The sequence below is a fragment of the Candidatus Eisenbacteria bacterium genome (assembly GCA_016867715.1).
In the GTDB taxonomy this organism is placed as follows: Bacteria; Orphanbacterota; Orphanbacteria; order Orphanbacterales; family Orphanbacteraceae; genus VGIW01.
The window spans coordinates 1-1,859 of the sequence record VGIW01000167.1 but is presented as its reverse complement, the minus strand read 5'-3'; the positions used below and the strand labels follow the sequence as shown (position 1 = coordinate 1,859).

The 1,859-nt window shown below is 64.3% G+C and carries 2 protein-coding genes; one reads left to right on the top strand and one right to left on the bottom strand.

The window, feature by feature from the left end; all coding sequences use genetic code 11:
• Window positions 1–65 precede the first annotated feature (65 nt).
• Window positions 66–680, top strand: coding sequence for a hypothetical protein (locus FJY73_14380; protein MBM3321846.1), 615 nt, complete (start codon window positions 66–68; stop codon window positions 678–680).
• 21 nt (window positions 681–701) lie between these two features.
• Here FJY73_14380 and FJY73_14375 read toward each other — a convergent pair whose 3' ends face one another.
• Entirely contained in the window at window positions 702–1,826 is a 1,125-nt protein-coding gene (locus FJY73_14375; GenBank protein MBM3321845.1) for a radical SAM protein, read from the bottom strand.
• Window positions 1,827–1,859 lie beyond the last annotated feature (33 nt).

Below are 1,859 nucleotides of genomic sequence, written 5' to 3'. Positions count from 1 at the left end.
GGAACGGCGGTTCGGCTCCGGAAGCTGTCGAGCGATGCAGCGCGCGAGTCGGGTGGAGGAGGCCGATGAAGACACGAACAATCGCGCTCGTCTTGCTGCTTCTTCTCGCGACCCCTCTCGCTTCCCCGGCGATCCTCTTCGTCGATCTCGGGGATCCGCGCGCGAACGATCTCACGGTCACGTACCGCTTCACCGATCTGCAGGCGGGCAGCCAGTCGATGGAGGTCCTTCCGTACGACGCCGCGATCGAGGTCCTCGAGGCGGCTCCCGAAAAGGGAGGCACTCCGCTCCGCTGGGAGCGCATCAACGAAGGGATGGCCGGGAAGCCCAAGATCCGCGTCGCCTACCCGCAGCCGATCGCGCCGGGCGGGCGCTACGATTTCCGGCTCGTCGCGAAGATGAAGGACGCGAACATGTACTTCGAGGACAGCGCGAAGCTTAACTTCCTCTACCGCACGGCGCACGAGATCGCCGTCAGCCTTCCGCGCGGCTTCCTCCCCATCTACACGGACGAGGCGATGGAGCTGAAGCAAGAGAAGGAGAGGGTCGTCCTCACGAGCAAGGGAGGAAAGGAACGTCCGGTCGTGATCTTCGCGATCCGATGCGACGGGGGGAAGCCCTCCGCGGTTCCCCGAACGAGTCCTGCCCCCGAGACGCCGCCGCCGGACGAAACGGAATAGGAGACGTCCCCTCCGGGCCGATCAGCTTCCGAAACCCATCTTCGAGAGCGCGCGCCGCGCCTTCAGCCGCCCGTACTCGATCGCCACCTTCGGGAGCATCCGCGGTGTGAAGAGGATGTTGTTGGTGAGAAAGCACTCGTAGGTGCAGTAGCACTTCGTCTCGCGGATCCTCAGCCGCACCTCTTCCGTCTTCTTCGAGAACCAGATCTTGCGGAAGTCGTAGTTGACTTCCCGGAGGTTCCCGAGCGGCTCCTCGAGGATCTCGCACGGATAGACGTCTCCGCCGGCATAGATGACGCCCGCGAGGTTCGCCGCGTAGCAGGGGACCTGATACCCCTTCTCCCCCCGCACGATGCGCGTGATCATGTCCTGGCGGATGTTCTTCATCGCGTTGATCACGTCCGCTCCGGGATAGTCGTGATATCCGTTCAGGAGATCGGTCTCCGTCTCCTCGCGAAGGCGTTTCGCCCACGCCTCGTAGAGACGGGCGTCTACTCCGAGCGCGCTCTCCGAGCGGGCCCCCTTCCGCGCGACGAGATTGTTGATGTTTCGGACCCCGTGCTCGCGTCGCAAGACCGAGGTGGTCTCGAGCGCATGTTTCTGGTTGAAGGCGGACATGGTGGTGCAGACGTTGACGTTGAAGTTCCGGTGTTCCTTCTCGATCGTCTGGAGCTCGCGGAGAGTCCAAAGGCACTTCTCGAAAAGTCCGGGAAGGGCGCGCAGCCGATCGTGCTCCTCTCCGAGCGCGTCGATCGACACGTCGATCGCAAGATCGACGCCCGGGTTCTCGGCGAGCATGCGGCGCACCTGCTCGACGACCTTCACGGTGAGCGATCCGTTCGTCGGGATCCCCACGTTGGCGACCCGGTTGTTCCTACAAAAGATCCGCACGATCTCGGAGAGATCGTCCCGGAGAAAGGGCTCCCCTCCCGTGGGGAGGAGGAAGAGGATCTTCCCCATGCTGCGGGAGATCTTCTCGTACTCGTCGACGCTGAGTTCCTGGGTCGCCGGACGGACCGCGCCGAGAAGGCAGTGCCCGCAGTGCGCGTTGCAGACGTCGGTGACGAAGAGCACGATGTAGTGCGGGTCGGCGCCCCGCTTCTTGAAGATGCGGCCCGCGTAGCGGGCGTACGCGAGAAAGCTCACGGCTTCCCTCCGTCGCCGGAGGCCCGCGCGCCT